Genomic DNA, 24,881 nt, shown 5'->3' on the forward strand with positions numbered 1-24,881 from the left:
TGCAGCGATCAGGCTTCCAGGCCCTTGAGCACATTGGCGACGTTGAGGCCGATTTCCGGCACGCCGTAGCCACCTTCCATGCAGGTAACGACGGGCAGGCCGGCAGCGGAGATCATTTCACCCATACGGATGAAATCCTCCGATTTCAGCCTGAAGAAGGAGATCGGATCGCGTTCAAACGTATCGACGCCGAGGGCGACGACGATCGCTTCCGCGCCGAATGCCCTGATCCGCGAGAGCGCATCGGCAAGGGCTGCCGACCAGACCTCGAAACCGGTTCCGCGCGCCATCGGGTAATTGCGATTGACGCCCTCGCCCTTTCCTTCGCCGACTTCATCCGCATGGCCGAGGAAATAGGGAAAGGCGTGGACGGGATCGCCATGCAGCGACGCGGTAAAGACATCGCCGCGGCGATAGAAGAGGTCCTGCGTGCCATTGCCGTGATGAAAATCGACATCGAGCACGGCAACCTTTTTCGCACCGTGATCCAGAAGGCGCTGGGCAGCAACGCCGGAATTGTTGATAAAGCAATAGCCGCCGAAGAGATCGACGCCGGCATGATGGCCGGGCGGGCGACAGAGGGCGAAAGCGAAACGGCTGCCTGCGTTCAGCCAGTCCGCGCCCGTCACCGCACAACGCATCGAGGCAATAGCTGCCTCGTAGGACCCTTTGCTGATCGAGGTATCGGCCGCATTGGCATAATGGCCAATCGCGCCGACGATGTTTTCGGGCACACGCTGGCTTGTGCGGCGGACCGGAAAGGAATTGGCGATCGCCTCGCCCTTGTATCCCGCCGCCACCCAGCGATCCCAGACCGTCGCCAGGAACTCCAGGTAAGCCGGATCATGCACCTTGCATGCCGTTTCGAGGCCATGAGCTTCTGGCGCGACAACATCCGAGAAACCCGCCTCCTGCACTGCGGCGAGAATCCACTCCGCGCGGAAGGGCGCCTCGAAGGGCGTCACGAGCTGACCGTCATGCAGCTCCGTTTTCGCATCACGCAGCTTGTGGTCCTCGGAATAGATGACGCGCACAGTGTCCTCCGCAAATCAGCCTGTCATACTCAAGCCTTACACAGGCCGGCGCGAAGAAAAAAGCGCTGAACACGCCTTGATCGCTGCTGCTGATGACGCCACGTTCAAACCGATTTCAGAATGCGTCCCTTTTCCTCACGAGATTAAACCCATGAAAATCCTGATGGTCGATGTCGATGATGTGCTGGTTCACGGACGACCGACGGACGGTCTGCCTCACTTTACCTATCTCGAGCGTGATCTCGGCCTCTCCGCACCGTTGCTTCAGCAAGAGTTTTTCAAACCCTATTGGGCAGGGATCATCACGGGGAAGGAACCAATCGAACCTCGTTTGACGGACGTTCTCGACCGGATCGCGCCGCATCTTAGCGCCCAAACGCTGCTCGACTACTGGTTTGAAAACGACTCACGCCTGGACCGGCAGTTGCTTGCCGATCTGGCCCGCCTGAAGGACGAAGGCACGCTTCTTTACCTTCCCACCAATCAGGAGCATCGGCGCGCCGCCTATTTGCGTGACGTGCTTGAACTCGGGGCGCTTTTCGAGGGCATCTTCTATTCCGCAGCGCTTGGTACTCGGAAGCCCGAAAGCCATTTCTTTCGCCTTGTGACAGATGGCGTCGATGTGGCGCCGCATGAGATCGGCTTCATCGACGATGTCGAAGAGAATATTGCGGCCGCCACGCAATTCGGCTGGAAGGCATTGCATTGGACGCCGGCATCAGCGCTTGCCGATGCCATCGCCGCATTTACGGTGAATGCTCAGGCTACCCGCTTGTAGAAGAAGGTGGTGGCGCAAAGCCCACCTTCCGGCCACAGCGCGTAATCAGGGATAACGCCGACGCGCTCCCAGCCGAGCCGCGGGTAGATCGCTTCGGCATCGCTGCCGGTCGCGGTGTCCAACACGAGGATCGTCTTGCCGCGACGAGCCGCTTCCTGTTCGGCCATCTCCATCAGCAGACGCGCCAGGCCACGGCCGCGAGCGGAGCGATGGACGAGCAGCTTCTTCAAATCACCGCGATGCGGCTGGTTCGGCATCTGGGCCGCGCCGACCTGTACGGTGCCGACAATTTTGCCGTCGACTTCGGCGACCAGGAGCAGCGTGGCGTCATCTGCCACGGCTTCGGCGACGCTACGCCAGTAGGGTTCGGCATCTGCCAGCGTATACGGCTGCATAAAGCCGACCGAGGCGCCGCCGTTGACGCAATCGGCAAGCACCTCGCAAAGATCGGGAATGGCCGCGCGAGCTTCGGCGGCGGAGAGGCGGCGGATGGTCGGCATAAATATTCCCCTGATAGATAAGCGCGTGAACTAGCGGCCACCGTGATCCAGCACGACGCAATAGCGTGCCGGCACGTGACCTGGATTGTGAAAGGCATGGCCATCGCCAACCGGCATGAAGAGGCAATCGCCGGGCTTGAGGCGGTGAACGGTTTCGCCGACGGTCATTTCCAGCTCGCCATCGAAGAGCCAGACATGCTGGGTCATGCCGCGACTTGCGGCATGCGGCGGAAAGCTGACGCGGGCACCAGCGGGAAACTCGACATCGACGATATCGACATCGGAAGCCGTACCCGGCGGCGAGACGGCGCGGCGCATATAGCCCGTTTCGGGATCCCTCCAGACCTGCTGGTCCTGACGACGAGAAAGGGGCGAGGCCGCCTGCCCTTCGTCAGCGAAGAATTCCGACAATGACAGGCCGAGTGCGGCGCAGACCCTTGCCAGAAGCGAAGCCGTCGGGCTCGCCTCTGCGCGTTCGATACGGGAGATCATGGCGCGGCTCACACCGGAGGCAGTAGCGAGATCATCCAGCGTGAGGCCTTTTTCCAGCCGCAGCGTGCGGATGCGGATACCGATTGCCTGTTCGAGTTCCTGTTCCATTTTTCAATCCGTGATTCTACTATAAGAGAAATACACGATCTAATGATGGAATCAAGCCCTCGTGAGCAGCCTTGCTTTCACCACAGCGTCGTCGATATATGGCAGCGGCATTCAAGATCGGAGAGCAGCATGGACGGCATCACGCAGGGCACTGAGACGGTGGGAGGCTTTACGACTGCCGCCTGGGACCGGATCAAGCCCATCATGGCCGAGATCGAGCGATTGCCACTGCTGGAACGGCTCTCCGACGGCACGCTGCCGCCGGAAATCTTCCGTCACTACATCCTGCAGGACGCGATCTATCTGAAGCACTATGCCCGGTGCCTTGCCATCGTCGCCGCCAAAGCACCCGACAATGTGCAGGTGCTGCGCTTCCTCGGCTCAGCGCAGAAGGCGATCACCGTCGAGCAGGGCTTACATGCCGGCTTTCTCACGCAGTTCGGCATTTCAAGCGCGGACGTGACGGCTGCCGAGCCCTCGCCCTCCTGCTTCGCCTATACGAATTTCCTGCTGGCGACAGCCTATCACAGCTCCTACGCGGTTGCCCTTTCGGCCATCCTGCCCTGCTTCTGGATCTACTGGCATGTTGGCGAAGGCATCAAGAGCAGGCCGGCGATCGAGGGCAATGTGTTCCAGGCCTGGATCAACACCTATGGCGATCCGCAATTTGCGGCCGGCGCCCGCGAAGTGATCGCGCTGACGGATATCGCCGCCCGCGCCGCCTCGGCGACAGAGCGTCAGCAGATGATGGACGCCTTCGTGCGCGCCTCCCAATATGAATGGATGTTTTGGGATTCGGCCTGGCGGCTGGAGAAGTGGCCGGTCTGAGGACAGCTCGGCAGTCGGTGAAATAGGGTAAACCCCGGTATAATTACCGCTTTGCGGGCGATCTGCGCGCTGCTATATGGCGCGCATGAGCACCAATTCGACGACTCCGCTATCCCATATCCGCAACTTCTCGATCGTGGCCCACATCGACCACGGCAAATCGACACTTGCCGACCGCCTCATCCAGACGACCGGCGGCCTTGCCGAGCGCGAGATGTCCGAGCAGGTGCTCGACAATATGGATATCGAGCGTGAGCGCGGCATCACCATCAAGGCACAGACCGTGCGCCTTCACTACAAAGCGAAGGACGGCGAAACCTATGTACTGAACCTGATCGACACGCCCGGACACGTCGACTTCGCCTATGAAGTGTCGCGGTCGCTCTCGGCCTGCGAAGGTTCGCTGCTCGTCGTTGATGCGTCGCAGGGCGTTGAAGCCCAGACGCTGGCCAACGTCTATCAGGCGATCGACAACAATCACGAGCTCGTCACCGTTCTCAACAAGATCGACCTGCCGGCGGCCGAACCCGACCGCATCAAGGAACAGATCGAAGAAGTGATCGGCATCGATGCGTCCGAAGCGGTGCTGATCTCGGCCAAAACCGGTCTTGGCATCCCCGACGTGCTGGAAGCGATCGTCCACAAGCTGCCGGCGCCGAAAAGCCCCGGCGGCGAAAAGGCGCCGTTGAAGGCGCTGCTCGTCGACAGCTGGTACGACACCTATCTCGGCGTCATGGTTCTGGTGCGCGTCATCGATGGCGTACTGTCCAAGGGCCAGACGATCCGCATGATGGGCACGGATGCCAAGTATCAGGTGGAGCGCGTCGGCGTGCTGACGCCAAAGATGGTCAATGTGGACAGCCTCGGCCCAGGTGAGATCGGCTTCATCACCGCCTCGATCAAGGAAGTGGCCGATACGCGCGTCGGCGATACGATCACAGAAGACAAGCGCCCGACGACCGAGGCCCTGCCGGGCTTCAAGCCGGCGCAGCCCGTCGTCTTCTGCGGCCTGTTCCCGGTCGATGCGGCCGATTTCGAAGACCTGCGTGCGGCGATGGGCAAGCTACGCCTCAACGATGCATCCTTCTCCTTCGAAATGGAATCGTCGGCCGCTCTCGGCTTCGGCTTCCGCTGTGGCTTCCTCGGCCTCCTGCATCTCGAAATCATCCAGGAGCGCCTCGAGCGCGAATTCGACCTCGATCTAATCGCAACCGCTCCTTCCGTCGTGTATCAGCTGACGATGACCGACGGCAGCGAGCGTGAACTGCACAATCCGGCTGACATGCCGGATGTCGTCAAGATCGCCGAAATCCGCGAACCGTGGATCAAGGCCACGATCATGACGCCGGACGATTATCTTGGTGGCATTCTGAAACTCTGCCAGGACCGGCGCGGCATTCAGACCGAGCTGACCTATGTCGGCACCCGCGCTATGGTGACCTATGAGCTGCCGCTCAACGAAGTCGTCTTCGACTTCTATGATCGCCTGAAGTCGATCTCGAAGGGCTATGCTTCCTTTGACTATCACCTCGAAGGCTACCGCGAAGGCAATCTCGTGAAGATGTCGATCCTCGTCAACGGCGAGCCGGTCGACGCGCTTTCGATGCTTGTCCACCGCGCTGCGGCTGAAAAGCGCGGCCGCGACATGTGCGAGCGGCTGAAGGAACTGATCCCGAAGCACATGTTCAAGATCCCGATTCAGGCAGCGATCGGCAGCAACGTCATTGCCCGCGAAACCATCTCGGCGCTGCGCAAGGATGTGACGGCCAAGTGCTACGGCGGCGACGCCACCCGCAAGCGCAAACTTCTCGAAAAGCAGAAGGAAGGCAAGAAGCGCATGCGCCAGTTCGGCAAGGTGGAGATCCCGCAGGAAGCCTTCATCGCCGCGCTCAAAATGGGCGACGAGTAAACCGGGAGATCCGGAACTCCAGCATAGAATATGAAAGAAAAGGCTGGCCGCTGAGCCGGCCTTTTCCTTTTAGAGCCCGGCCACCCAGCGGTGCCATTCTTCCTCGCTGCCACGGAAGACATTGAGGTCGATGCGGCCTTCGACACCGTGCGAGAGGCCGGAGCCGGAATATTGCCAGAAGAGCCACTTGCGGTTCGGATAGACCTTCGAAGGATGCTGCGCGACCGCACGCAGCCAGAAGTGATGGTTCGGGAAGGCGCCTTCGAGATTGTCGGCATAGAAATCCGGAGCCGTGTAGATGATCGGACGCTTGCCATAGTAGCGCTCGATCTTGTCCATGAAGACCTGCATCTTTTCGAGCACGCGGGCGCGCGAAAGCTTGACCTTGCAGCTCGATTCGCCGTTCCATTCCACATCGATCACCGGCGGCAATGCGTCCGCATCGCGGGGGACGTTGCGGATGAACCAGTCGGCCTGTTCACCGGCTGTGCGGCACCAGTAGAAGAAGTGATAGGCGCCGCGCTTGATGCCGGCCTCCTTGGCGCCCCGCCAATTGGTCTTGAACATCGGATCCAGATGGTCGCCGCCATCCGTGGCCTTGATGAAGGCGAAATTCGCACCGCGGGTTCTGAGCGTTTCCCAATCGATGTTACCCTGCCAGCGGGAAACATCGACGCCGTGAACGGCGAGCTTACGCGGCGAGATCTTGCCGAAATTGATCGGCTTGGCATCGCGGAAACCATAGCCATAGACACGCGAGCGTCCGCGAGTCGGCGACTCGATGGCGGGTGCCGCCGCCATTGCGAGTTCGACAGGGCGTTCGCTCGGAACCGGCATTCCGGGCTGCGAAACAACTGAAGGCGTCATCGCCGAAAAGGCACGCGGCTCCGGCACGGGCGCTTCCCAGGCAAGGCTCGCCTGCGGTACCGCATCATCTCCATCAACCGCGGCGACGGTAGCCTGCGGCACAGGGGCCGGCGGCGGGGTGACGGAAGCCGTGATTTCCTTCGAAGGCTTCGGTGTGACGCCAGTGGCGAGGCTTTCCGGACCGGAAGCCGACGAGCAACCCGCCAGAGCGAGGCAGGCAACGAGGATCGCTGGGACAGCCGTGGAACGCATGAGCACCCGTACGCAAAATATGAACTAGGTGCTTCAGCCATTCCGTGAAAACACCAATCCGGAATAGCTAACGGAAAATTATCAAAAAAGACTGAATCCGAACTTTCGGTCCGCTGATTCGGCGTCAGCGGATTGCGGGGCCTCTCGCGAGTCCCTAGATCCCTTGAAAAAAGGAGCCTCCCATGACCGAGAAAGCCCGCGTCACCATCCTCTACTGCACCCAGTGCAACTGGCTGCTCCGCGCCGCCTGGATGGCCCAGGAACTGCTACAGACGTTCACTGATAGCCTTGGCGAGGTGGCCCTCATTCCCGGTACCGGCGGCAATTTCGAAATCCGCGTCAATGCCGATCTCGTCTGGGAGCGCAAGCGGGATGGCGGTTTTCCGGGGCCGAAGGAACTCAAACAGCGCGTGCGCGACATCATCGAGCCCAACCGCGATCTCGGCCATACCGACCGTGCCTCACTGGAAAGCTGACAGTCAGTTATAAGGCGAGTTGCAGGTCTTGTAGATGCCTTCATAGGTCAGGAAACGATCCGTACGCGGATTGTAGGAGCGATATTCGTTCCGGCACCATTGCTGATGGCGGGTCTGATTGTCAGCCGAAGGCTGCACCCGCTGCACCGGCGGCGGGTCGTAGGTCAGTCTCGGCGGCGGTGTGCCGGGCGGCTGATAATATTTCGGACCGACGGCATTCGGCGGGCGATAGTTCGGCTGGACATAGGCCGGGCGATGCCATTGTTGCGGACCGAAACCAAAACAGCCTCGATAATCGCAGATCGTTGATCGCGTATCGACTGGCCCAAGCGACGGCGAGGCGGCCCCGGCCTCAGCAACAGGCACCGCGGCAAGTAGACCGACAAGAAGAGCAGAGCGAAGGTCGAACATGACATGTTCCTTTCCGATATCTCTTATATAGGTCGGAGAAACAGGCCGCGCCATCCGCAGGGCACGCTGCCGATAAGAGACCTCATGAAGCTTTTTCACCCACTGTCAGCAAAACTTCAAAAACACTGTTGACAGCAAAGAGCCACCCCCTTACATGGCTCTCCGTCGCCCAGATGGCGGAATTGGTAGACGCGCAGGTTTCAGGTACCTGTGCCGCGAGGCGTGGAGGTTCGAGTCCTCTTCTGGGCACCATTTCCTTTCGAAATAGCTTGTTTTAAAATAGCTTTTGTCATGAAGCTGGCCAGAGCGGCCCGCTTCAACATTGCCACATATATGCCAATATGCTCCATTTCTATGGCTCCATGCGGATTCAGGTCTACATCATCGCCTTTCTTCTGAGCGCCATCATGTGGGGCGTGACGTTCGATGCTGCGCGCGACGCGTATCGCGCTGCGCATACGGCCGGGCTCATGCCCAATCTGCAAATCAAGCGTATGCTATTCTAGTCTCCAGTGCGATCCTAACTGCCATTCTTCAACAATTCGCCGTCCGTCCGTTCCACGCGGTGGTTTTGGCTTCATGGCGCGGGCATACTATAAGCGCGATATCTAATTAGGCTTATTGATTCGGGCACTCGCTCGATCAAGGTCTCTGGAACTGGTGCATGACATCCGCTTCCCGGTAGGGTCACGCGTTTGCGGCTACACGCCAAATCGGAGCCTTGTGGAAGGTGAGACGCTAAGGGCAGCTCTGAGTGAACCTCTCGATGATCTCATCCATCCAAAACATCTCTCGCCTGAGAGATAGCCTCTCGCTCCATGCGGACCGTATCCTGTTTCACTGCGATGATGGAACAAACCTCTCCTATTCGAGCCAAAACCACCTGAACGAAAATTCCGCATTTCGCGACACCCGTCGTCGGCTCGTGTTTTGCATGTGCGATAACGAGCCGGGTGGATTGTCGGGTTATCTCAGCCTGCTGTCCGTCGATGCTGTTCCGCTCATGCTCGGGACAAATCTAGCGCCTGCACTATTCCAGAACCTAGTATCAGCCTATCGCCCGGCTTTTGCGTGGCTTCCGGAGAAGCGCGTCAGTGAATTTGTCGATGGAAGGGTGTTGCTCTCTCATTTGGGATACAGCCTCGTCGCCTCCGCAGAGGATGAGACCTATCCCATGGATGAATCCCTGGCATTGCTGCTCAGCACGTCGGGCAGCACCGGCACACCGAAATTCGTCCGACTTTCGCACGACAACATGCTCAGCAATGCCGCTGCAATCGGGCGATATCTCGATATCACGGCCGACGAACGTCCGATCACGACGCTGCCGCCCAGCTATTCTTTTGGCCTTTCGATTCTGCATAGCCACATACTGGCGGGCAGCACGATCGCGCTGACAAACAGGACCTTTTTTGATCGAGGCTTTTGGGACTTCCTGAAGTCGGCCGGGGCAACCAGCTTCGGCGGTGTGCCCTATCACTTTGAAATGCTAAAGAAATTGCGCTTCCACTTGATGGATCTGCCAAGCCTTAAGACATTGACGCAAGCCGGTGCGCGCATGGAGCCGGAACTGACGCGGGAGTTTGCTGAACACTGCGAGCGCAAGGGTATCCGTTATTTCAGCATGTATGGACAAACGGAGGCGACTGCCCGCATGTCCTATCTGTTGCCCGAGAAAACGCAGGCAAAAGCCGGCAGCATTGGACAACCGATCCCAGGCGGTGAGTTCTGGCTGGAAAACGAAGACGGAGAAATAATCGAAGGTCCGGGCGTGGCTGGCGAGCTCGTCTATCGGGGCCGCAATGTTTCAATGGGGTATGCCGAAGGATATCAAGACCTTGCGCTCGGCGATCAGCGCGATGGTGTTTTGCGCACCGGAGACGTTGCTTGCAGAGATTCAGACGGAGATTATTACATCGTTGGCCGTTTGAAGCGCTTCCTCAAGATGTTCGGTCATCGGATCAACCTGCAGGATGTCGAGGCGCAATTGCTGGCTGCCGGTCACACCGTTATTTGCGCCGGCCAGGACGATATGCTTGAGGTGTATATTCCTCAAGGTTCAGGCGAGGCAGGCAAGCTAATCAAGAGCAAAGTCGCCTCGGATTTCGGAATCAATCCAAAGGCAGTCAGCGTCTATGCGATCGCCGAAGTGCCACGAAGTGATGCCGGAAAAATTCTATATAGCCAGCTCAAGCTGCTCGCAGGAAACGCGCTCATATGAGTGGACCAGATCATTCTCACTGGCTTAATCTCGAGCCCTATTCGTTGAATGCTGCTGAAAAATCCCATTCGTTCACGCAGGCAATGCGCGATCTGACCGAATGGCATCGCGGTCGCTGTGGGGAATACAGCCGTATCCTCGATATCGTCTACGATGGGCAAGAGCAGGTGGACGAGCCGGAAGACGTTCCGTTCATACCGGTCCGCCTGTTCAAAGAACTCGATCTGATGAGTATCGAGAAGGACCAGATTTTCAAGACGATGACATCGTCGGGCACGTCCGGCCAACAGGTATCGCGTATCTATCTCGACAAGGAGACAGCGGCGCTGCAGAGCAAGGTGCTCTCCCGGCTGATGGCCGAGCTCCTTGGCAAGAAGCGCTTGCCGATGCTGGTCATCGATTCACCGAGCGTTCTGCGCAACAGAAACGCCTTTTCGGCCCGCGGCGCCGGCATACTCGGCTTTTCCTTTTTCGGCCAGGACGTGACCTATGCGCTCAACGATGAGATGCAGCTCGATCTACCGGCCATCGAAGCCTTTCTCGAACGCCACCCGAATCAGCCAATTTTTCTGTTCGGCTTTACCTTCATGATCTGGCAGCATTTCTACGCGCCGTTGAAAGCCTTAGGAAAACGCCTTGCGCTCGACAATGGCATCGTACTGCATGGCGGTGGATGGAAGAAGCTGCAGGATCAGGCCGTCGGCAATAGGGAGTTCCGGGCGGCCATTTCCGAATGTACGGGCATCGACAGGATCGTAAATTATTACGGGATGGTCGAGCAAACCGGGTCGATCTTTCTCGAATGCGAGGAAGGTCATCTCCACGCGCCGATCTACGCCGATGTCATTATTCGCGATCCCACCGACTTTCAGCCATTGGAAGCCGGAAGCAACGGCTTGATTGAGGTGATGTCCCTCATCCCCCGCAGCTATCCCGGACATGCGCTGCTGACGGAGGATATCGGCCGGATCGAAGGCGAGGATAACTGCCCATGCGGCCGACTCGGCAAATATTTCTCTGTGGCCGGTCGCGTCGCCAAGGCCGAGGTCAGAGGCTGCAGCGACACATATGAAGCAAATTCCTGAACTACCCGTCACGCTTCGCGTTGGTGATGCCTTAAGTGTGCTGGAATGCAGACCGCTGCCACCCTATTCGGAGCAGGCGGTGAACTTCCTATCGGCTCTTTCAAAAGCGCTGCTGGCTTTGCCTGCAAGCCGCCAATATCCCGATATCGCGACATTCGCCTATTGGTGCAGGTCGGCAAATCTCGCAAGGATGTCTCGCGATTTCGGCAAGCAATATCCGCGCCTTGGCCGCGGCCTGGTGTTGCACATCGCACCCGCCAACGTTCCCGTCAATTTTGCCTTTTCCTTTGCCTTCGGACTGCTCGCCGGCAACGCCAATATCGTGCGCATTCCGGAAGCCGACTTTCCGCAGGTCGAGATCATCTGCGATGAGATCAACAGGCTTTTCGCCATGTCGGAGCATAGCAGGATCGGCGCAATGAACCGCCTGATTCGCTATCCGCGCAGCGACGAGATTACCGGAATCCTTTCGGCCCATTGCCAGGCGCGTCTGCTATGGGGGGGCGATGCGACGATAACCCATCTGCGGAAACTTCCCACGCATCCGCGCGGCGTCGATATTGCCTTTGCCGACCGCTATTCATTCTGCCTGATGAACCCTGCGGCTGTTGTCGACGCGGATGACCGGGAGATAACCGAACTTACCAGAGGTTTCTTCAACGATACGTTCCTTCTCGATCAGAATGCCTGCTCATCTCCGCATCTCGTCATCTGGCAGGGAAATGAAGCGCAGGCCGAACGAGCCAAGGATCGATTCTGGTCGGCCATGGCCGAGTATCTGCAAGAGCGCTACAACATTGCACCCGTCCACGCCGTCGACAAGTTCGTCAATCTTTGCCGGGCGGCCAATACGCTGTCGGAAGCAACCGGCAGCAGGCGGCACGACAACCTGATCTATCGCGTCAGCCTGAACGCGCTGCCTGCCGATATCGAACGCCACCGTGGCCAGTACGGCTTCTTCTACGAATATATCACCGAGGATTTAAGCTGCTTGTCCGAGATCGTCGGTGAACGCTACCAGACGCTGACAAGCTTCGGTGTCGACCGGGATGGCCTGGTTCAGCAAATTATCGAACAGGGATTGACGGGTATCGATCGTATCGTGCCGGTCGGCAAGGCACTGGACATGGGTGTCATCTGGGACGGCTACAATCTCGTTCAGGAACTGTCGCGGATCGTCAGTACAGCCTAGCGCAAGGCAGGCGCGACATAGTCGGTCTGAACGTTCAGATCTCCGATGTGATCCGAACGCCTTTGAGCGAGGAAATCAGACTATGAGCAACCGCGAGAAATATCAGGCGGCTTTCACCGAAACCTTCATGCTGGAGCCCGGAAACCTGGGAAATCTGAGATATCAAGAGACCGCAGCCTGGGACAGTGTCGGCCACATGGCTCTGATGGCGGCGCTTGAGGAGACTTTCGGCATCGAGATGGACATCGATGATATCATCGAATTCTCCAGCTACGAGACCGGTCAGGTAATTCTCGCCAAATACGACGTCATCATCGAGCAGGCGGCATGAGCGGCGAACCGAGTTCGATCGCCTTCGACATCAACGGCATCATCCGCCACCAACGGAACCGCTATCCGGTCCTTCTGATCGATCGCGTCACCGCGGTCGATCCGGGCAAGAGCGCCTCCGCCGTGAAGTGCTACACCTACAATGAATGGTTCTTCCCCGGTCACTTTGACGATGAGCCGAACGTACCGGGCTTCGTGCAGATCGAGTCGTTGACGCAAACATTCATCATGACCTTCCTCTGCATGGAGGAATATAAGGGCATGAAAACGAACTTCGTCTCGGTCAACAACGTGAAGTTCAAGCGCAAGATCGTTCCTGGCGATGTGCTGAAGATCGACGCGACGCTGAATTCCTTCAAACGCGGCCTTGCCATGGGCTCTGTCCAAAGCTTCGTCGATGGCGAACCTGCCTGCAGTGCAGATCTAGTCGTCGCCATTCCGGAAATCCTGGACCGGTTCAAGCCCCGCACCGCCTGAGATGTTTTGATACGATGAGAGTTGCCGATTACATAATGCAGCGCCTCTCGCAAGCGGGGATCGGGTATGTCTTCCTTGTCACCGGGCGCGGAGCACTCTTCCTGACTGATGCGCTGGCAAAGCATACCGAGATCAACGCGGTTTCCGTACACCACGAACAGTCTGCTGCCTTCGCAGCGGTCGCCTATGCACACGAGACTCACGGCATCGGCGCCTGCCTCGTGTCAACTGGCTGTGCCTCGACCAACACGCTGACCGGCGTTCTCTCGGCGTGGCAGGATGGCATTCCCTGTATCTTCATCTCTGGCCAGAACATCCTGAAAGAGACAAGCCGTTACACCGGCATTCCGTTGCGCACTTTCGGACAGCAGGAAGCCGACATCATCTCGATCGTGCAGCCGATCACCAAATATGCCCGCATGATCACCTCCGGCGAGGAGATCGTCGAGGCCATGGAGACGGCGCTGGCACTTGCGAATTCCGGCCGCAAAGGCCCAGTCTGGATCGATGTGCCGCTCGACCTGCAGAGCGCACAGATCGATCCGGAGAAAATTCCGCTGCCCGATCTGACGCAGGTCCTTCCAACCGCATCGACCGACGATATCGAAAACGTGACGGCCGCACTTGCCGAGGCGAAGCGCCCAGTCGTCTTAATCGGCAGCGGCGTACGCTCCAGCGGCGCGGAGGCGGAATTCCGACAATTCGTCGAAAGCCGCAACATTCCAGTGACATTCGCGGCCTCGGCACCTGACACCTACGGCAGCGCCAATGTGCTTTCGATCGGATCGGTCGGCTCGATGGGCTGTTCGCGCGCAGGCAACTTTACCGTACAGAACGCCGATCTGCTGCTCGTGCTGGGATGCCGCCTGACATCACTGACGACAGGGCCGGATTTTTCCAAATTCGCCCGCGCCGCAAAGGTCATCGTGGTCGATATCGATGCCGTCGAGCACGACAAGGAAACGGTCCGAATCGACCGGTTCATCAACGGAGAGCTCGCTGATTTCCTGAAGCGGCTGAATGAGACACAAGGCACATCCGCCGACCCGGTCTGGATCGCCAAATGCCAGCACTGGAAGGCCATATTTTCAAGTGTCGAGCCGGCTTTTACCGATTCCGAACGCGTCGACCTCTACGAACTTGCGGCCTGCCTGACCGAGCTTATGCCGAAACCATCGACACTGGTCACCGATTCCGGACTGAACGAAGTCATTCTGCCAACCAACATGCAATTCTCTGATGGGATGACCTGTGTGCACCCTGCAATGCAAGGCGCGATGGGCTTTGCGCTGCCTGCCGCAATCGGCGCCTACTATGCCAGTGGCCAACCAGTAATCGCCGTGATCGGCGACGGCTCGATCATGATGAACCTGCAGGAACTGGAGACGATCCGCTACAACAAGCTGCCGATCAAGATCATCGTCATCAACAACAACGTCTATTCGATCATCAGGCGGCGCCAGCGGGATCTCTTCCGCAAGCGTGTAATCGGAACCGACCCGGCTAACGGCGTCAGCTGCCCCGAATTCTCAAAGGTCGCAGACTGCTTCGATCTCGACTACATCCGCATCGAGAGCCCGCAAGAGCTCCATGTCGGCATCAGAGACCTACTGCAGCGAGATCGGCCGGTACTCTGCGAGATTATGGGTCGCGACGATCAGGAATATATCGAGCTTGGCCAGACGCGCAGCGAAGTGGACAAGCGTTTTGTCCGCCGCCCGCTGGAGGATCAAATTCCATTCCTCGACCGCGACCTCTTCCTCTCAGAAATGGTCATTGATCCCATCGACCAGTAAGCAGCGAGCACATCATGGCAACGATCACCCTTCGCAGCGGCCGCGTCATTGGCGACTATCTCGCCCCCTATGTCATTGCCGAACTGAATACCAGCCATTTCGGCGACCTGACGATCGCACGATCAATGATCGACCATGCTAAGGAAGCCGGCTGCGACTGCGTAAAGTTCCAATCGTGGAGCACCGATTCGCTTTATGCCAGCAGCTACTATCGCGAAAACGCGATTGCAAAGCGCATCGTCAACAAGTTTGCGCTGACTGACGAGAAGCTCGCCGAACTTGCCGAATATGCTGGCAAGATTAGCATCGATTTTGCCTCGACCCCCTACTCGCGCGCCGAGGCTGCTTTCCTAGTTGAAACATGCAAGGTGCCCTTCATCAAGATCGCCTCGATGGAGTTGAATAACCTGTCTTATCTCACCTATCTTGGCAGCTTGGGAACACCGTTGATCCTGTCGACGGGGATGGGTACGCTTGAGGAGATTGTCAGCGCGGTTGCTGCTATCGAAGCAACCGGCAACAGACAGATCATCATCTTACATTGCACATCGGTTTATCCGGCCCCGCCGGAAACGATCCGGCTACAGAACATCCTCGGCTTGCGCAGCGAATTCCCAAACTATCCGATCGGCTATTCCGACCACAGCGTCGGTATCGAGATTCCAGCCGCTTCAATCGCGCTCGGCGCCTGCGCGATCGAGAAGCACTTTACTCTGGATAGCTCGCGCATTGGCATGGACAACCAGATGGCCACCGAACCTGATGAAATGAAGCGGATGATCGAGGCGTGCCGCTCGGTACATGCGGCGCTTGGAGGAACTGGTCGCATTCTTAATCCTTCGGAAAAGGACCAGATTCCAAAGATGCGTCGCAGCGTCATCAGTGCGCGCGCGCTCAAGATGGGCGAAGTGCTCACCGCCGACGATCTCGACGCCAAGCGACCGGGCACCGGCATTGCTCCTACCGAACTGCACACACTCATTGGCAAGCGGATGAAGACCGATCTCGCGGCAGACGAGGTCATCCTGCCGGACCATTTTGAATAGGGGCAGCCGGATGAACGAGACCCAGCAGTATATCCACGACATCGTGCACAATAAGATCACGGCCGTCATCGACCTGAAGGACGAGGCAGGAGAGGTGATCGGCAAGCTCGTGCCACTGACTATCCGGCATCTCGACGATCACGATGTCATCGAAAAGATGACGGAATGGCGCAATGCGAACATGGGTTTCTTCCTGACGCATTTCACAGCGACGGCGGAGCGCACACGTAACTGGCTCGCCAATGTCGTCTTTAAGAACCCGACACAGCTGATGTTCCTGATTTATTCACAAGACCAATTGATCGGCCATTTCGGCTTCAAGGATCTTAGGGATGACGAGGTGCTGCTCGACAACGCCATGCGCGGCGAACGTGGCGGACATCCGAAACTGCTGCCTGTCGCCGGCAGAACGCTGATCGACTGGCTCTTCGAGAAAACGAAGGTCAGTACGGTCTACGGCTACGTGCTGACGACCAATGCCGCCGCGATCATGCTGAACCGCGCAATGGGTTTCGGCCTATGGGAGAAATACCCACTGATCAAGTCCGACCACAATGGGGAAGCGCGTTGGGACATCGGGAAAAAGGGCGAGGTCAGCAACGACAATTCCTATTGCTACAGGGTCGAAGCCACCCGCAAGGGCTGAGGCACGAAGTCACCCGAGATATTCGCTATCCAAGCAACTGGTCGATCTGTTGCGCGCAAAGTAAAGACGACGATTACCCCACGTCAACCAAAGTCCCGGCAAGGCTCGCACAAGATGAATGGCCGATACCGGAATGAACTCGAACAGGTTGCTTTGATGAAACCTATTGCCCCATTTTTCGGAGTTTTCTCTCGATGAAAGTCGTCATTCTCGCGGGCGGCCTCGGTTCGCGGCTTTCGGAAGAGACCACTATTCGCCCAAAGCCACTTGTCGAAATCGGCGGCATGCCGATCCTTTGGCATATCATGAATATCTATGCTCATCACGGGCTGAATGATTTCATTATCTGTGCCGGCTATAAGGGTTATATGCTCAAGGAATACTTCGTAAACCTTGTGCTGCACCATAGCGATATCACCGTCGATCTCGCCTCCAACGCGATCGAATATCACGAAGGCAAGAAGCCGAACTGGCGCGTGACGGTCGTTGACACCGGCATGCATTCTATGACTGGCGGTCGCGTCGGTCGCGTGCGTAAATATCTGACCCCGGGCGAGCCGTTCTGCATGACCTACGGTGATGGCGTCGGCGATATCGATATCGCGGCCGAAGTCGCATTCCATCGCCAGCACGGCCTGAAGGCCACGATGTGCGCCGTGACTCCGCCCGGACGTTTTGGCGCGACAAATATCGAAGGCGAGCTCATCACCTCCTTCTTCGAAAAGCCGCGCGGCGACGGCCAACGTATCAACGGTGGCTTCTTCGTGCTCGACCACTCTGTGCTCGACCTCATTCCGAGCGACGACACGATCTTCGAAGCCGATCCCCTCGAATGGCTCGCGGCCAATCACCAGCTCGCCGCCTTCAAGCATGATGGCTTTTGGCAGCCGATGGATACGTTGCGCGAGCGCAATCATCTCGAAGAGCTCTGGAGCAACGGAAAAGCACCGTGGAAGGTGTGGAAGTGAACGAATTCTGGCAGGGGCGGCGGGTTTTTCTTACCGGGCAAACGGGTTTCAAGGGTTCCTGGCTCTCGCTATGGCTTGAGAAGCTCGGCGCAGAGATTGCCGCCATCGCCCTTGAGCCAGAAACAAGCCCTTCCCTTTACAGTCGTCTCTCGCCTTGGGATAAGCAACGCCACCACATTGCCGACATCAGAGATGCGGTCACATTCAAGCAACACCTCATCGATTTCAGGCCCGAAATCGTCATCCACATGGCAGCGCAGGCGCTGGTGCGGCGCTCCTATGCAAATCCGACCGAGACCTTCGCGACCAATGTGTTGGGAACTGCAAACGTTCTGGACGCGGTGCGCGATGCACCCTCCGTCAGGACAGTCCTCGTCATCACCTCCGACAAGGTCTACGCCAATAACGGTAGCGGCATTCCCTTTATCGAAAGCGATACGCTCGGCGGCAAGGACCCCTACTCCAATTCCAAGGCTTGCACCGAACTCGTCGTTCAGAGTTATCGCGACAGCTTCTTTAGGGAACGCGACATCAATATCGCGACCGTGCGTGCCGGCAATGTCATCGGCGGCGGCGACTGGTCGAAAGACAGGCTGATCCCAGATTTCATCCGCGCGTTTGAAAGCAATCAACCGATCCAGCTTCGTTACCCGCAAGCGATCCGGCCCTGGCAACATGTGCTGGAGCCACTCGGCGGCTACCTCGCTTTCGCCGAGGCGCTGACGCTTTCGGATGAAAATGAGCTGCCCGAGGCGCTCAATTTCGGACCGGACCCACAGAGTTTCGCGACCGTTGCCGAACTTGCCGAAGCGCTCGGCCTCGCCCATGGCGTCAACGATGTCTGGAAGCAAGCACCGGGAATGCATCTGCCGGAAGCTCCTGCCCTGACATTGAGTTCGGATTTGGCGCTTTCGGCTATCGGCTGGCGACCGCGCCTCACCCTGCAGCAGACAATCGACTGGACAGCCGCCTGGTACAAGGCCAACCGCGAAGGAGCCGACATGCGCGCCTTCTCGCTCGGTCAGATCGTGGCCTATGAGGAAGCAATATCATGACAGCGCATAATTGCCGGTTCTGCGGCGCTCCCTTGAAGCATCGTTTCGTCGATCTGGGCTCGACACCGCTTGCCAACGCCTATCTGACGGAAGAGCAGCTCAAGCAGCCGGAACCATCCTATCCGCTGCGCGCCTTCGTCTGCTCCGAATGCTGGCTGGTACAGGCCGATGCCTTCGTACCGCCGGAAGATATCTTCAGCCATTACGCCTATTTCTCATCCTACAGCGACAGCTGGGTGGAGCATGCCCGCCAATTTACCATCGTGGCCCGCAAGCGCTTCGGCCTTAATGAAAAATCGCAGGTTATCGAAGTGGCGAGCAATGATGGCTACCTGCTGAAGCATTTCGTCGAGGCGGGTGTGCCGGTGCTCGGTATCGAACCGGCCGAAAACGTCGCTGAGGTCGCCCGGCAAATCGGCGTGCCGACGGAAGCCCGCTTCTTCGGCAAGGAAACGGCTGCCGATCTCGTCTCGCGCGGCCTTGCTGCCGACATCGTCATCGGCAACAACGTGCTGGCGCATGTTCCTGATATCAACGACTTCGTCGGCGGGCTCTCTGCCGTTCTGAAGCCGGACGGTGTCGTCAGCGTCGAATTCCCGCACCTGTTGCGGCTGATGGAAAACATTCAGTTCGATACCGTCTATCACGAGCATTTCTATTATCTGTCGCTGCTGGCCGTCGAGAAGGTGTTTGCGGCGCACGGGCTCACGGTGTTCGACGTGGAAGAGCTGCCGACGCATGGCGGCAGCCTGCGCGTGCTCGCCTGCCGCGCGACGTCCAAGGCTCATGAGACTGGCCCAGGAGTTGCCAAGGTGCGCGCCGACGAGGCAGCTGCCGGCTTCGACAAGGTCGCGACCTATGAGGCCTTCCAGAGCCGCGTCGCACCCATCAAGGACGGGCTGCTCAGCTTCCTCACCGACGCCAAGCGCAATGGCAAGACGGTCGCTGCATACGGTGCTGCCGCCAAGGGCAACACGCTTCTGAATTTCTGTGGCATCGGCACCGACCTCATCGACTATGTCGTCGACCGTAATCCGCACAAGCAGGGCCACTTCCTGCCGGGCAGCAAACTGCCGATCTATGCGCCGGAAAAGATGGACGAGACGCAGCCGGACTATATTCTGATCCTGCCCTGGAACATCAAGAACGAAGTCGTTGCAGCCAATAGCAGGGTCGGCGCCTGGGGTGGACGCTTCGCCGTCGCCGTGCCGGAACTGACGGTGATCGGATGAAATTCGTTCCCACCGCGGTTTCCGGTGCATTTGTGGTGGAAGTCGATGCTCGTTCCGACGAGCGCGGGCTGTTCGCGCGGACCTTCGACGCCAAGAGCTTTGCCGACCACGGTCTCGTGCCTGTTTACCCGCAGTGCAACATTTCGCAAAACCACAAGCGCGGGACGTTGCGCGGCATGCATTATCAGGCCGCGCCGCGGCCGGAGGTCAAGCTGGTACGCGTGACGCGTGGCAGGGTCTTCGACGTGGCGCTGGATTTGAGACGTGATTCGCCGACTTATCTCAAATGGGCGGCCGTTGAACTCGATGCCACGCGATACAACGCCTTCTACATACCGGCCGGCTGCGCACACGGCTTCCTGACGCTCGAGGACGACTGCGAGCTCTTCTACCAGATGTCGGAAGTCTATGTGCCGGAGCTTGCCCGCGGCGTCCGCTGGGACGATCCCGCCTTTTCCATCGCCTGGCCCTTCACGCCGAGCGTCATCAGCGAGCGCGACGCCGCGCTTGCAAGCTACAGCCAGGAGACAGGCCTTTGAGCGGCATCAAACTCAGCATCTGCATTCCGACCTACAATCGCGAGCTCTTCTTGCGCAACACGTTGGGCTACTGCGAACGCGATTACAAGGCCTTCGACTTCCCGTACGAAATCGTCATTTGCGACAATGCATCCACCGATAGGACTCAGCAGGTGGCCGAGGAGTTCATCGCGCGGGGCCTGCCGATCCGCTACTTCAAGCGCGAAGAAAATGCTGGCGGCGGACCGAATTTCGCCAGCGCATTCCGTCTCGGCAAAGGCGAATATCTCATCTATCTCGCCGACGACGACATATTGATCGCAGATGCTGTGGCAGAGACCGTCCGATACATGGATAACAACTCCGATGTCGTCGCTGCGCAGGCGCCCTGGCTCCTCCATGACGAAGTCGCATCCAGAGATCTGGGGCAGTTTTTCGAACTCGACCAGGACTTCAAGTTTCCGCTGGGCAGCTTCGCCGAAGTGTTCAAGCTGCTATACGAACGGCATATTTTCCCCGAGATCGCGCTCTATCGCGCTTCGGCCCTTCGCTCGGCTTGGGTGCCCAGGGAGTTTTGCTTCTACCCCTTCTCGTTTCTCGCCCATTTCCTCGATCAAGGGGCCGTCAGTTTCCTCAAGAAGCCGTTTTATCGCTCCGTTACCAATCCAAGAACCGCCCGTGATCGTCCCCAGGCAGGCACCGACGAGGTGATGACGAGCTGGGATCGCTATCGCGCCGGTCTCGAATACTTCCTCTTCACCGGTGCCAAGCGTGGCGCGTTGAACCTCACCGGGGAAACGCGCTTTCTGTACGAGGAAATGTGCAAGATTTTCACCCTCAATCGCATGGCGGTCGCCTTCCGATTCTGGATCCAGCACAAGAACTTCCTCAAGGCATATGAACTCTACACCCGGATCGTCTGGGGAGGCATTGCCGACCATCCTGAGATCCGGCCATATAAAGAGAAACTGCCCCTCATGGTGGCAGTGCAAACGCTTGTCCGTGAGGTCAATTCTACGATCGGCGTCAATACGCTCCTGCTCTCGGGCTTTCCTGAAACATCCGGCCTCGAGAGACTGATGCGAGACGTAGGGCTGAAGCCGAACGTGAAGGTTACGACCGAAATCGGATCCGATCCCGTTGAGACAACTGCAGTCTTCATCGCCGAGAGCGGCAACCGAGAGGTTTTCGTTTCACGGGGCTACCTGCCTGGGATCACATTCCACGAGCATGATCTCACCCGTCACGTGATTATGTAAAGCCTGGCCTGCTTAACGCACGAGCTCGATCTGCCTGCCACGATTTTCAGTTTCCATCACGAAGAAGTCAGCGCCATGAACAACAGGATCTTCTACACAAAACCGTCGATCACCGAGCTTGAGACACGTTACGCAGCCGATGCTGCGGCGAATGGCTGGGGCGCGCGCTGCTACGACTATATCATCCGCTTCGAAAAAGAATTCGCGGCCTATCTCGGCAGCAACCATGCGATCGCGACATCGAGTTGTACGGGCGCCATGCATATGGGCCTGGCAGCGCTCGGCATCGGTGCGGGCGACGAAGTGATCCTGGCGGACACCAACTGGATCGCAACCGCTGCGCCGATCCAGCATCTTGGAGCCGAGCCCATCTTCGTCGATGTGCTGCCCGATAGCTGGTGCATAGACCCGGCTGAGGTCGAGCGTCATATCACACCGCGCACGCGCGCCATCATCGCCACCCATATCTACGGCAATCTCTGCGACATGGATGCGCTGCTCGATATCAGTCGCCGCACCGGCGTCCCTGTCATCGAGGATGCAGCTGAGGCCATCGGCTCCGTCTGGCATGGCCGTCGCACAGGCTCGATGGGCATTTTCGGCACCTTCTCCTTCCACGGCACGAAGACGCTGACGACCGGCGAAGGCGGTATGTTCGTGACAAGCGATGCCGACCTCTACGAAAAGGTGCTGACGCTCAGCAATCACGGTCGCGCCCGCGGCCAGACGAAGCAATTTTGGCCGGACGAGGTCGGATTCAAATACAAGATGTCGAATATTCAGGCGGCAATCGGCTGCGCGCAGCTGGAGCGCATTGAGGAACTGGTATCTCGCAAACGGGAAATCCTTGCCGCCTATATGGTACGCCTATCACACCTGAACGGCATTAGTATGAATCCCGAATACACGGGCACGGTCAACGGCGCCTGGATGCCCACAGCCGTTTTCCACCCTGCGATTGGCATCACCCGTGAAATGCTGCAGCAGGCTTTCGAAGCCGCCAATGTCGATGCCCGCGTTTTCTTCCATCCGCTTTCCAGTCTCCCCATGTTTGAGGAAAGGCCGGCCAACATCAACGCCTGGAGTATTCCGGAACGAGCGATCAACCTGCCAAGCTACCATGACATGAGTGAAGCCGACATTGAACGCGTGGCAAACGTTTTGATCGAGGTCGTCTCGGAGAAATTGGATCACGGTCGCGCGACTTTGTCCCGCTCCGCCTGAATGCGAACCCATCGGTCGGCTTTCACCGCACCGGCTGGTAATGGCCGCGCAGTGGTACCCGGCTGTCCATCGACACCACGCCGTCACGTTCGCAGACATACATCAGCGTCGGCATACCGCCGGAGCGGAAGATCTCGTCGTGACGGCGCCGGATCGGCACGGTTTCGGTGTGACAGGCATAGGATTCTTCCTCCTTCTTATCCGGCTGGGCCTTCACGCCCGGAAGATCCTTGTAGGGATACAGCGGCTGCACGGCCTGCTTGCCGGAACTCTGCCAGTCAATAGCAAAGGCGGGCGCGGCGGCAGCGCCGGCAGCAAGCGACAGCAGGAGAACCGCAACAAACCGCATTACAACCTCTTTTCCGGACATCATCCGTTCGTTGCCCGCTCCTGGGATGTAGGAAGATTGGAGGCCGCCATCAAGCGGACGTGCGGGCAGGCTTGCGGAAATAACTTCTGATGACCGGATGAGAGAAGAGGCCTGTGAGGATCGCAAAGCCTGCGCCGACAACAAAGCCGGCGAGCAGGCCGCCGATGATGCCTGCGACGAAGACGATTTTCTTGCTCGGCCCGTCCGGCTTTACCGGGACGTCGGCTGGCGAGACAACGCGGATATTGCTCTGAGTAAGGCTCTGTTCCTCACTGGTCTGGCCGGAGCGTTTCAGCACGGCCTCATAAAGTTCGCGGGTGGCTGTCGCCTTGCGTTGCAATTCGTTGAGCTGCACCTGCTTGTCCGAGGTGGTTGCCTGCAGCGCCTTTTGCACTGCCAGCTCCTTGGCAATATCGTCTTCAGCCTTCTTGGCCTGTTCGTAGTCCGCCCTTGCCGAGGTCGCGACGCGTTGCAGCTCATCCTTGATTTCCGCGCCGATGCTGCTCAGCGAAGAGCGGGCGGATTGAAGGCGTGGATGGCGGGCGCCCATCTGACTCTGCAGGCTGCCGACGACCGCCGCCTGCGCGGCATATTGCTGTCGCAGGCTGACAAGCGGCGATGTGCCGCCGGCCCCGTCCGTCTGACTGCCGGCAACGACATCTTCGACACGCAGGTTTGCCGCGGCATCGGCGCGAGCCTTGGCTTGAATGGTCTTTTCCTGAGCGGTAACGAGCAACGTGTTCAGCGAGGCAAGGCGCTGATCCGAGATCAGATTTCCTTCCGTCGCGGCCATATCATTGTCGGCGCGGAAGGTTTCAACTGCCTGCTCGGCATCCTGCACCTTCTGGCGCAGGTCATTCAGGCGGCTGTCGAGCGTCGATGACGTGCTTTCGTAAAGGCCGTTTGAAGCGCTGTTTTCCTCCTGCATGAAGGAGGTGACGACCTGATTTGCGAGCCTGGCCGATTTTTCCGGATCATGGGTCGTCGCCGCAAGCGAGACGACGTAGGTATTGTTCTCGCGGGTGATCAGCAGAGCTTTCTGAAGCGCGCCGATGACGGCGGCGCCGTCCGTCCTGCCTGCTGTAAATTCCGGATCCTGGTCGAGCTTCATGGCGTCGGCCACGCGGCGCAGCACATTGCCCGAGGTCAGGATTTGCACCTGGCTGTCGATCAGCGTCGAAATCATCTCCGGCGAGGGCGCTGCGTTCTGCGTGCCGCCGTCAGCGAGGCCGATCTGGCGCGGATCGAAATAAAGGGCGGCAACGGCGGTGAATTTCTGCGGTATGCGGGGCGCGATGACCGCGCCTGCGACAGCGCCGAGTACACATAGGCCGGCCACGGCGATGCGCCTGCTCCAGATGGCAGCAACTGCGGATCGTATGTCCAGGAGCGGCACGGCGGCGACCGGCGCCTCCGCGATAGCGGGTGCGGTTTGCGCCGGCACGACAACCGGGGGAACCATGCCGTGCGGCGGCGGAGCCTGCTCGGCGGGACGGCTTTCACGCATTGCCGAACGCACCCGAACGGGTTCGGGTTCAGGCGGCGGGGGAGGAACGAAATCGGTCGGCCGAATGATTGGGCTGCGCGCACGGGCGCCCTCAAGCGCAGGCTGAGACGACTCATAACTGCGCCAGGCAGGCAGACGGCTTACCCTGTTCCGGTCATTCTGATTCATAAACACCGCATCCGCCCGGCGAGAAAGCATGACCGGGACACGGCGACTTTAGAAATTCTTAGCTAACGGACCGTTAAGATGCCGCTATCGAAGCCGACGTGGCAACCTGCCGCGCCCTCGCAAGGACGGTCC

25 protein-coding genes and 1 tRNA gene are annotated in these 24,881 nt (G+C 58.6%); 19 read left to right on the forward strand and 7 right to left on the reverse strand.

Annotated elements, in window-relative coordinates; all coding sequences use genetic code 11:
• Positions 1–8 precede the first annotated feature (8 nt).
• Entirely contained in the window at positions 9–1,034 is a 1,026-nt protein-coding gene (locus FHX08_RS15985) for a histone deacetylase family protein (RefSeq protein WP_132652985.1), read from the reverse strand.
• Positions 1,035–1,185: 151 nt separating this feature from the next.
• On the opposite strand from FHX08_RS15985, the gene FHX08_RS15990 reads away from it, so the two are divergent.
• Positions 1,186–1,812, forward strand: a complete 627-nt coding sequence (locus tag FHX08_RS15990) for an HAD-IA family hydrolase (RefSeq protein ID WP_132652986.1) — start codon at positions 1,186–1,188, stop codon at positions 1,810–1,812.
• Here the strand turns inward: FHX08_RS15990 and FHX08_RS15995 are convergent.
• Positions 1,794–2,312: a GNAT family N-acetyltransferase gene (locus FHX08_RS15995; RefSeq protein WP_132652987.1), complete on the reverse strand. Its 519-nt coding sequence runs from the start codon at positions 2,310–2,312 to the stop codon at positions 1,794–1,796. The genes FHX08_RS15990 and FHX08_RS15995 overlap by 19 nt on opposite strands.
• 30 nt (positions 2,313–2,342) lie before the next feature.
• Positions 2,343–2,912: an XRE family transcriptional regulator gene (locus FHX08_RS16000; protein WP_132652988.1), complete on the reverse strand. Its 570-nt coding sequence runs from the start codon at positions 2,910–2,912 to the stop codon at positions 2,343–2,345.
• Between the two features lie 129 nt (positions 2,913–3,041).
• On the opposite strand from FHX08_RS16000, the gene tenA reads away from it, so the two are divergent.
• Both tenA and lepA read left to right on the forward strand, forming a co-directional pair.
• Complete coding sequence (gene tenA, locus FHX08_RS16005; protein ID WP_132652989.1) at positions 3,042–3,740, forward strand: thiaminase II; 699 nt, start codon at positions 3,042–3,044, stop codon at positions 3,738–3,740.
• Positions 3,741–3,816: 76 nt separating this feature from the next.
• Positions 3,817–5,649 (forward strand): translation elongation factor 4, encoded by a 1,833-nt coding sequence (gene lepA, locus FHX08_RS16010; protein WP_132652990.1) that lies wholly within the window; start codon positions 3,817–3,819, stop codon positions 5,647–5,649.
• A 69-nt stretch (positions 5,650–5,718) separates the two neighbouring features.
• On the opposite strand, the gene FHX08_RS16015 is transcribed toward lepA, so the two are convergent.
• Positions 5,719–6,768 (reverse strand): GH25 family lysozyme, encoded by a 1,050-nt coding sequence (locus tag FHX08_RS16015; RefSeq protein WP_132652991.1) that lies wholly within the window; start codon positions 6,766–6,768, stop codon positions 5,719–5,721.
• Between the two features lie 182 nt (positions 6,769–6,950).
• Here FHX08_RS16015 and FHX08_RS16020 point away from each other — a divergent pair, with 182 nt between their 5' ends.
• Positions 6,951–7,244 carry a SelT/SelW/SelH family protein gene (locus FHX08_RS16020; RefSeq protein ID WP_132652992.1) on the forward strand — a complete coding sequence of 98 codons (294 nt, stop codon included), beginning with the start codon at positions 6,951–6,953 and terminating at the stop codon, positions 7,242–7,244.
• A gap of 3 nt (positions 7,245–7,247) precedes the next feature.
• Here the strand turns inward: FHX08_RS16020 and FHX08_RS16025 are convergent, their stop codons facing one another.
• Entirely contained in the window at positions 7,248–7,655 is a 408-nt protein-coding gene (locus FHX08_RS16025) for a BA14K family protein (protein WP_132652993.1), read from the reverse strand.
• 167 nt (positions 7,656–7,822) lie between these two features.
• Between FHX08_RS16025 and FHX08_RS16030 the strand changes: the two genes are divergently transcribed.
• The 15 genes from FHX08_RS16030 to FHX08_RS16100 all read left to right on the forward strand — a co-directional run bounded on the left by FHX08_RS16030 (position 7,823) and on the right by FHX08_RS16100 (position 22,704).
• Positions 7,823–7,907: transfer RNA gene (locus tag FHX08_RS16030), tRNA-Leu, on the forward strand.
• 514 nt (positions 7,908–8,421) lie between these two features.
• Positions 8,422–9,876, forward strand: coding sequence for an AMP-binding protein (locus tag FHX08_RS16035; protein WP_132652994.1), 1,455 nt, complete (start codon positions 8,422–8,424; stop codon positions 9,874–9,876).
• Positions 9,873–10,961 carry an acyl-protein synthetase gene (locus tag FHX08_RS16040; protein ID WP_132652995.1) on the forward strand — a complete coding sequence of 363 codons (1,089 nt, stop codon included), beginning with the start codon at positions 9,873–9,875 and terminating at the stop codon, positions 10,959–10,961. Before FHX08_RS16035 ends, FHX08_RS16040 begins: the two co-directional genes overlap by 4 nt.
• Positions 10,945–12,153 (forward strand): acyl-CoA reductase, encoded by a 1,209-nt coding sequence (locus tag FHX08_RS16045; RefSeq protein WP_132652996.1) that lies wholly within the window; start codon positions 10,945–10,947, stop codon positions 12,151–12,153. Before FHX08_RS16040 ends, FHX08_RS16045 begins: the two co-directional genes overlap by 17 nt.
• 82 nt (positions 12,154–12,235) lie before the next feature.
• Positions 12,236–12,484, forward strand: a complete 249-nt coding sequence (locus FHX08_RS16050) for an acyl carrier protein (protein WP_132652997.1) — start codon at positions 12,236–12,238, stop codon at positions 12,482–12,484.
• Positions 12,481–12,960, forward strand: a complete 480-nt coding sequence (fabZ, locus tag FHX08_RS16055) for a 3-hydroxyacyl-ACP dehydratase FabZ (protein ID WP_132652998.1) — start codon at positions 12,481–12,483, stop codon at positions 12,958–12,960. Before FHX08_RS16050 ends, fabZ begins: the two co-directional genes overlap by 4 nt.
• Positions 12,961–12,974: 14 nt before the next feature.
• A complete protein-coding gene (locus tag FHX08_RS16060; RefSeq protein WP_132652999.1) occupies positions 12,975–14,756 on the forward strand; it encodes a thiamine pyrophosphate-binding protein in 1,782 nt (593 codons plus the stop codon).
• A gap of 14 nt (positions 14,757–14,770) precedes the next feature.
• Complete coding sequence (locus FHX08_RS16065; RefSeq protein ID WP_132653000.1) at positions 14,771–15,802, forward strand: N-acetylneuraminate synthase family protein; 1,032 nt, start codon at positions 14,771–14,773, stop codon at positions 15,800–15,802.
• Positions 15,803–15,812: 10 nt separating this feature from the next.
• Positions 15,813–16,448, forward strand: coding sequence for a GNAT family N-acetyltransferase (locus FHX08_RS16070; RefSeq protein WP_132653001.1), 636 nt, complete (start codon positions 15,813–15,815; stop codon positions 16,446–16,448).
• Between the two features lie 194 nt (positions 16,449–16,642).
• Positions 16,643–17,416, forward strand: coding sequence for a glucose-1-phosphate cytidylyltransferase (gene rfbF, locus FHX08_RS16075; RefSeq protein WP_132653002.1), 774 nt, complete (start codon positions 16,643–16,645; stop codon positions 17,414–17,416).
• Positions 17,398–18,471: a CDP-glucose 4,6-dehydratase gene (rfbG, locus tag FHX08_RS16080; RefSeq protein ID WP_409527397.1), complete on the forward strand. Its 1,074-nt coding sequence runs from the start codon at positions 17,398–17,400 to the stop codon at positions 18,469–18,471. The genes rfbF and rfbG overlap by 19 nt, the downstream gene beginning before the upstream one ends.
• Positions 18,468–19,703 (forward strand): class I SAM-dependent methyltransferase, encoded by a 1,236-nt coding sequence (locus FHX08_RS16085; RefSeq protein WP_132653003.1) that lies wholly within the window; start codon positions 18,468–18,470, stop codon positions 19,701–19,703. Before rfbG ends, FHX08_RS16085 begins: the two co-directional genes overlap by 4 nt.
• Positions 19,700–20,242 (forward strand): dTDP-4-dehydrorhamnose 3,5-epimerase, encoded by a 543-nt coding sequence (rfbC, locus tag FHX08_RS16090; protein WP_132653004.1) that lies wholly within the window; start codon positions 19,700–19,702, stop codon positions 20,240–20,242. The genes FHX08_RS16085 and rfbC overlap by 4 nt, the downstream gene beginning before the upstream one ends.
• Positions 20,239–21,480, forward strand: a complete 1,242-nt coding sequence (locus FHX08_RS16095; protein ID WP_132653005.1) for a glycosyltransferase family 2 protein — start codon at positions 20,239–20,241, stop codon at positions 21,478–21,480. Before rfbC ends, FHX08_RS16095 begins: the two co-directional genes overlap by 4 nt.
• 75 nt (positions 21,481–21,555) lie before the next feature.
• A complete protein-coding gene (locus FHX08_RS16100; RefSeq protein WP_132653006.1) occupies positions 21,556–22,704 on the forward strand; it encodes a DegT/DnrJ/EryC1/StrS aminotransferase family protein in 1,149 nt (382 codons plus the stop codon).
• A gap of 22 nt (positions 22,705–22,726) precedes the next feature.
• On the opposite strand, the gene FHX08_RS16105 is transcribed toward FHX08_RS16100, so the two are convergent.
• Both FHX08_RS16105 and FHX08_RS16110 read right to left on the reverse strand, forming a co-directional pair.
• Complete coding sequence (locus tag FHX08_RS16105) at positions 22,727–23,053, reverse strand: hypothetical protein (RefSeq protein ID WP_132653007.1); 327 nt, start codon at positions 23,051–23,053, stop codon at positions 22,727–22,729.
• 70 nt (positions 23,054–23,123) lie between these two features.
• Positions 23,124–24,749 (reverse strand): GumC family protein, encoded by a 1,626-nt coding sequence (locus FHX08_RS16110; protein ID WP_132653008.1) that lies wholly within the window; start codon positions 24,747–24,749, stop codon positions 23,124–23,126.
• Positions 24,750–24,881: the final 132 nt, after the last annotated feature.

This window comes from Rhizobium sp. BK529 (assembly GCF_014194105.1).
In the GTDB taxonomy this organism is placed as follows: Bacteria; Pseudomonadota; Alphaproteobacteria; order Rhizobiales; family Rhizobiaceae; genus Rhizobium.

Coding starts and splice junctions, on each gene's coding strand:
- FHX08_RS16050 (WP_132652997.1), top strand. CDS start 12,236: ATGAGCAACCGCGAGAAATATCAGGCGGCTTTCACCGAAACCTTCATG.
- lepA (WP_132652990.1), top strand. CDS start 3,817: ATGGCGCGCATGAGCACCAATTCGACGACTCCGCTATCCCATATCCGC.
- FHX08_RS16035 (WP_132652994.1), top strand. CDS start 8,422: ATGATCTCATCCATCCAAAACATCTCTCGCCTGAGAGATAGCCTCTCG.
- FHX08_RS16065 (WP_132653000.1), top strand. CDS start 14,771: ATGGCAACGATCACCCTTCGCAGCGGCCGCGTCATTGGCGACTATCTC.
- FHX08_RS16015 (WP_132652991.1), bottom strand. CDS start 6,768: ATGCGTTCCACGGCTGTCCCAGCGATCCTCGTTGCCTGCCTCGCTCTG.
- FHX08_RS16070 (WP_132653001.1), top strand. CDS start 15,813: ATGAACGAGACCCAGCAGTATATCCACGACATCGTGCACAATAAGATC.
- FHX08_RS15990 (WP_132652986.1), top strand. CDS start 1,186: ATGAAAATCCTGATGGTCGATGTCGATGATGTGCTGGTTCACGGACGA.
- rfbF (WP_132653002.1), top strand. CDS start 16,643: ATGAAAGTCGTCATTCTCGCGGGCGGCCTCGGTTCGCGGCTTTCGGAA.
- FHX08_RS15995 (WP_132652987.1), bottom strand. CDS start 2,312: ATGCCGACCATCCGCCGCCTCTCCGCCGCCGAAGCTCGCGCGGCCATT.
- FHX08_RS16105 (WP_132653007.1), bottom strand. CDS start 23,053: ATGCGGTTTGTTGCGGTTCTCCTGCTGTCGCTTGCTGCCGGCGCTGCC.
- FHX08_RS16025 (WP_132652993.1), bottom strand. CDS start 7,655: ATGTTCGACCTTCGCTCTGCTCTTCTTGTCGGTCTACTTGCCGCGGTG.
- FHX08_RS16020 (WP_132652992.1), top strand. CDS start 6,951: ATGACCGAGAAAGCCCGCGTCACCATCCTCTACTGCACCCAGTGCAAC.
- rfbC (WP_132653004.1), top strand. CDS start 19,700: ATGAAATTCGTTCCCACCGCGGTTTCCGGTGCATTTGTGGTGGAAGTC.
- FHX08_RS16060 (WP_132652999.1), top strand. CDS start 12,975: ATGAGAGTTGCCGATTACATAATGCAGCGCCTCTCGCAAGCGGGGATC.
- FHX08_RS16000 (WP_132652988.1), bottom strand. CDS start 2,912: ATGGAACAGGAACTCGAACAGGCAATCGGTATCCGCATCCGCACGCTG.
- FHX08_RS16100 (WP_132653006.1), top strand. CDS start 21,556: ATGAACAACAGGATCTTCTACACAAAACCGTCGATCACCGAGCTTGAG.
- FHX08_RS16040 (WP_132652995.1), top strand. CDS start 9,873: ATGAGTGGACCAGATCATTCTCACTGGCTTAATCTCGAGCCCTATTCG.
- FHX08_RS16110 (WP_132653008.1), bottom strand. CDS start 24,749: ATGAATCAGAATGACCGGAACAGGGTAAGCCGTCTGCCTGCCTGGCGC.
- tenA (WP_132652989.1), top strand. CDS start 3,042: ATGGACGGCATCACGCAGGGCACTGAGACGGTGGGAGGCTTTACGACT.
- FHX08_RS16085 (WP_132653003.1), top strand. CDS start 18,468: ATGACAGCGCATAATTGCCGGTTCTGCGGCGCTCCCTTGAAGCATCGT.
- FHX08_RS16045 (WP_132652996.1), top strand. CDS start 10,945: ATGAAGCAAATTCCTGAACTACCCGTCACGCTTCGCGTTGGTGATGCC.
- fabZ (WP_132652998.1), top strand. CDS start 12,481: ATGAGCGGCGAACCGAGTTCGATCGCCTTCGACATCAACGGCATCATC.